Annotated in this window: 4 protein-coding genes; 1 reads left to right on the top strand and 3 read right to left on the bottom strand. The window is 59.9% G+C overall.

Annotation, left to right across the window (positions count from 1 at the left end; genetic code table 11):
- The coding region (locus ACEW8J_RS11515; protein WP_373491786.1) for a hypothetical protein at positions 1 to 213 on the bottom strand (213 nt) is incomplete at its 3' end.
- A 776-nt stretch (positions 214 to 989) separates the two neighbouring features.
- Between ACEW8J_RS11515 and ACEW8J_RS11510 the strand changes: the two genes are divergently transcribed.
- Complete coding sequence (locus ACEW8J_RS11510) at positions 990 to 1,886, top strand: SDR family oxidoreductase (RefSeq protein WP_373491785.1); 897 nt, start codon at positions 990 to 992, stop codon at positions 1,884 to 1,886.
- Positions 1,887 to 2,991: 1,105 nt separating this feature from the next.
- Here the strand turns inward: ACEW8J_RS11510 and ACEW8J_RS11505 are convergent.
- Both ACEW8J_RS11505 and ACEW8J_RS11500 read right to left on the bottom strand, forming a co-directional pair.
- Complete coding sequence (locus ACEW8J_RS11505) at positions 2,992 to 4,434, bottom strand: MaoC family dehydratase N-terminal domain-containing protein (RefSeq protein ID WP_373491784.1); 1,443 nt, start codon at positions 4,432 to 4,434, stop codon at positions 2,992 to 2,994.
- The coding region (locus ACEW8J_RS11500) for an acyl-CoA dehydrogenase family protein (RefSeq protein WP_373491783.1) at positions 4,434 to 5,187 on the bottom strand (754 nt) is incomplete at its 5' end. The genes ACEW8J_RS11500 and ACEW8J_RS11505, both read right to left, overlap by 1 nt.

Genomic DNA, 5,187 nt, shown 5'->3' with positions numbered 1-5,187 from the left:
CAGGCGACCATCTGGAGCCTGTAAGTTACGCAGGAAAAGAGATACCTGATCGGCGTTTGAACAAGGAAAAAATCCATGAGAACGCTTTTCAATATTGTCGCCGCCCTGTCCGTCAGCAGCATCCTGCTGTTCAGCACGGTTCAGGTTTAGGCAAAAAGTTACAATCCCGGTCGCCGCACCCTCCTCCCGATGGCGGCGCCGGGATTGGTCCAAAGGTCCGGCTCTTCCCCATCCCCTCCCAGAGGAAGGGTCGGACCAGCGGGCATCCTGTCCGAAATCCCGATCAGATCCGATATTATCCACCGCATCCGCAGCAGTTGTCCACCGCTAACTGGGCTGCCTGTGGATAACTTGCTGTTTTCCGCTAGGAGCGACTCGGGTTGAAGAGTCATATATAGGTTATCGGAAGGGAAACGGACGAACCAGCGACCAGTCAGCAATGACCCGCAGGACAGCCCGGGACCCGGAAGATGGTCGAGACGATTGATTTGTTTTTCGCCAGAAAGGGAAATTGGTCTCTGGATCGATGATCGGAGAAAGCCCGAAACGGGAAGGCGCAAGCCCGAACGGATCAGACGGACGAAGATCATCAGGCAACTGGACCAGATGCGGGTTGGAAAACCGAAACGACACTGTGCAAACAGCGACGCGGAAAACCCCCAACTATCAACGCATTTGGCCCGGAAGCCGGACGCCGAACAAGCGGCGGCTGAAATCGCAAGAGGACAGTTGCCCCAACAGAGGCGCAGCGGGAGCTTATCTTCGGATAAGCTCCCGTTTTTCTTTGGGGCAGGGCTGCAGCCGACCCGCATGCGCCAGGTCGCTGCCAATGCCGCATCCCATGAGCCGCTGCCCGCCATCGCCGCGTCCCGCGCGCAGCCACAGCCTGTCCCAATGATCAGCTTCCCCTGCGCCCCAATACTGCTAGTTTGAATGGTCCGACTCATCTCGCATGAGTATGGCAATCAGAAAAAACAGGACAGGATGATATGGACACCAGCAAACTCATGTTCCGCGACGGCCTGATGCAGGGCGAACGCATTCTCGTGACCGGCGGCGGCACCGGCCTCGGCAAGGAAATGGCCGAAGGCCTGCTCAAGCTTGGCGCGGAGGTCCATATTTGCGGCCGGCGCGGCGATGTCTGCCAGGCGACGGCGGAAGAGCTGGTCGCGAAACATGGCGGCAAGGTCGTACCGCACCCCTGCGATATCCGCAGCGCCGAGATGATCAGCGAAATGAACGATATCATCTGGCAGCAGCACGGTCCGCTCACCGGCCTGATCAACAACGCCGCCGGCAATTTCATCTCGCGCACCGAGGATCTGTCGATCCGCGGCTTTGACGCGATCGCCAATATCGTCTTCCGCGGCACTTTCTACATGACCCATGATATCGGCAAGCGCTGGATCGAGGGCAAGACCCGCGGCAATGTCGTGTCGATCCTCACCACCTGGGTGTGGAACGGCAGCGCCTTCGCCGTGCCCAGCGCGATGTCCAAGGCCGGGATCAACGTCATGACCCAGAGCCTGGCGGTCGAATGGGCGCGCTACAATATCCGTCTCAACGCGATCGCGCCCGGCCTGTTTCCTACCGAGGGCATGTCCAGCCGGCTCAACCCGACCGGCAGCGACGAGGACCGCAAGCACAGCGGCGCGCCGATCAACCGGCCCGGCGAAATGCATGAACTGGCCAATCTCGCGACCTTCCTGCTTGGCCCCGGAGTCGAATATCTGACCGGCCAGACCATCGCCATCGACGGCGGCGGCTATCTCGCCGGCGGCGGCAATTTCTCGCAGCTGCTGGCCTGGGGCGACGACGAATGGAATGCCGCCAAGGACGCGATCCAGGGCCAGAACCAGAAAGACCGCGCGAAACGCACGGTTTGATGGCGCTGCCGTGATTGCCGTCGGGCGTGGGCTCTGCCGGCGACCAGCCGGTCGGCATGCGCGGGAAATCCCGCACGGCACATTTTTTCCGTGACCAGTGATCGCCGTCACAGTGCGGAAAAAAATATTCGGTTAACACAATCTTGCGGCACCGATCTGACGATGCATTTCACTCGATACGATTCTGGTGCCGCACCATCCCTTTGAGGGTACCCGGGAGAAGTCCGATGGTTTTTGCGACCCGACCATCGGGCTTCTCTTTTTGCGATCGACGCGCTCAGTCGGCCATCCCGCCACCTTTTTGTGATCCCACCACCCCTTCGTCATCCTGAACTCGTTTCAGGACCCCGAACGTCTGCGAACTGACGTGAGAGATTGCCGCCCCGAATGAGGAGCCGCGAGGCTGCCGAAGACAGGTAATTTCAATACGCACACAAAGCCACAAAGGTCGGTACTCCGTTTCGTAACTTCGTGTCTTCGCGCGAGAAATATAAGCTAGCAGGTTGCTCACCAACCGCCCCCTTGCAGATGCGGCATAGATCAAGGAGCAGTAAGCTGCTACATTGAGGGCACTGGCTCCGCGCAAACCGGGACGGAAGGGGACGCTGGGTCAATGGAAAATAGATGGATGGTTCTCCGAACGAAAAATCATACGCAGGTTTACCAACCAGTCCCACGCTCTCCCTATTCTGGATGTTAATTAGGAAAGCGAAATGCAGTATTTATGGAACATTCTGTCATTTTTCCTTGCCGGTAGTAGCTTGATATTTTTCTTCTTTTTCTTGAAGTTTTGGTTTCAGAAGAATGTGGTAAAAGTTCTTCTTTATGTGTCATTGAGTGCAGGATCGATGGGAGTAGCAATTGAAATTAGCCCATATTTACAATTCATTGACAATCAATAGCCAATTCTTAGATGATCCTGAATCCTGTCCCCGGACTTCAGAAGCGTTACTTATGCGGCAAAAGCTCGATGGGTTGAGAGATGGCGGATGAAGAAGTTGATCAATTTTGGCCACTTTTTCATCGCAGCAGGAGCATTGGTTCTCGTGTCATGTGGAGGTGGCAGCGATAAGAGTGAGGTCTGTAAAGCTTCCACGGGCGGTTCCTAGATCGCCCCTTCAGCGGTCATGATTGCCTGACCCTCGCTGCCAAGCACCGCCAGAGTGACCTCTTCGCCAACGCGTTTGCCCACCAGATGCAGCGCGCCATTGGCAAAGGCGGGCGCCTGACCGCGGAAAGAAAAGCGCGCCAATCTGTTGGCACCCAAGCGGCTGGCCGCCAGGTTCAGCAACAGGGTCGCCATCAGCGGGCCCTGCACAACCAACCCGGGATAGCCTTCCTCCTGCACCGCATAGGGCCGGTCATAATGGATGCGGTGGCTGTTGAAGGTCAATGCCGAATAGCGGAACAGCAAGGCTTCGGACGGCAGGATTTGCTGCTGCCAGTCCCAGTCGCTCAGGTCGGGCTTCGGGGCGCTGACCGGCGGAGCCGATGCAGGCGTCGCGGCGGGCTCCCGGTAGACAATATTCTGCCGCTCCCGGATCGCCACCCGGCCGCCGGCATGGGTTTCATGATCGATCGCGACAAATATCAGATCGCCGGACTTGCCCGACTTTTCCTCGATCGCGGCGATGGTCGAGACGCGGGTGATTGCGTCGCCCAGTTGCAACGGCGCATCAAAGGAAACGCTGCTCGACGCCCACATCCGGCGGGGCTGGGGAATGGGCGGCAGAAAGCCTCCTTTCTCGGGATGGCCGTCTTCGCCCAGTTCCGCCGTCGGCGCATCGGGCAGGCCGAGGCACCAGTGCAGCCCCTGCGGAATCTCCCCGGTCACCGGCTGGTCAAGGGTGGCGCAAAAGCGCGCCAATCTGTTGGCACCCAAGCGGCTGGCCGCCAGGTTCAGCAACAGGGTCGCCATCAGCGGGCCCTGCACGACCAACCCGGGATAGCCTTCCTCCTGCACCGCATAGGGGCGGTCATAATGGATGCGGTGGCTGTTGAAGGTCAGTGCCGAATAGCGGAACAGCAAAGGCTCGGACGGCAGGATTTGCTGCTGCCAGTCCCAGTCGCTCAGGTCGGGCTTCGGGGCGCTGACCGGCGGAGCCGATGCAGGCATCGCGGCGGGCTCCCGGTAGACAATATTCTGCCGCTCCCGGATCGCCACCCGGCCGCCGGCATGGGTTTCATGATCGATCGCGACAAATATCAGATCACCGGACTTGCCCGACTTTTCCTCGATCGAGGCGATGGTCGAGACGCGGGTGACTGCGTCGCCCAGTTGCAACGGCGCATCAAAAGAAACGCTGCTCGACGCCCACATCCGGCGGGGCAGGGGAATCGGCGGCAGAAAGCCGCCTTTTTCGGGATGGCCGTCTTCGCCCAGTTCCGCCGTCGGCGCATCGGGCAGGCAGAGGCACCAGTGCAGCCCCTGCGGGATCTCCCCGGTCACCGGCTGGTCGAGGGTGGCGCAAAAGCGCGCCACCAGCCCCGGCGTGATGCTGTCGCTGCGGGTCTCGCTCCGGCCGACCCAGTCTGCCCATTGGCTCATCAATAGCTCCTCGGCAGGCCCAGCACATGTTCGGCGACATAGGACAGGATCATGTTGGTGCTGATCGGGGCGACCTGATAGAGCCGGGTTTCGCGAAACTTGCGCTCGACATCATATTCGGCGGCAAAGCCGAAGCCGCCATGGGTCTGGACGCAGGCCTCGCCCGCTGCCCAGCTGGCGTCGGCGGCCAGCATCTTGGCCATATTGGCTTCCTCGCCGCAATTCTCGCCCGCCTCATATTTGCGCAGACCCTCGTGGACCAGCAATTCGGCGGCGCGCATCTGGGCATAGGCGCGGGCGATCGGGAATTGCACGCCCTGATTCTGACCGATCGGGCGGCCGAACAGTACGCGCTCCTTGGCATAAGCGGTGGCTTTCTCGATGATCCATTTGGCATCGCCGATACATTCCGCCGCGATCAGCAGCCGCTCGGCGTTCATGCCCGACAGGATATAGCGGAAGCCATGGCCTTCCTCGCCAATCAGATTGGCAGCGGGGACGCGCATATTGTCGAAGAATAATTCGGTGGTGCTGTGGTTCATCATCGTTTCGATCGGGCGGATGGTCAGGCCGTTGCCCAGCGCTTTGTTCATGTCGACCAGAAACACCGACAGGCCGTCGGTGCGCTTGCTCACCTGATCGCGCGGCGTGGTGCGGGCGAGCAGCAGCATCAGATCGCTATGTTCGGCCCGGCTGGTCCAGAGTTTCTGGCCGTTGACGACATAATCGTCGCCGTCCCGCTTGGCGACGGTC

Source organism: Parasphingorhabdus sp. (assembly GCF_041748495.1).
In the GTDB taxonomy this organism is placed as follows: Bacteria; Pseudomonadota; Alphaproteobacteria; order Sphingomonadales; family Sphingomonadaceae; genus Parasphingorhabdus.
Note: the sequence above shows the minus strand (reverse complement) of the source record. Positions and strands in the feature narration are given on the sequence as shown.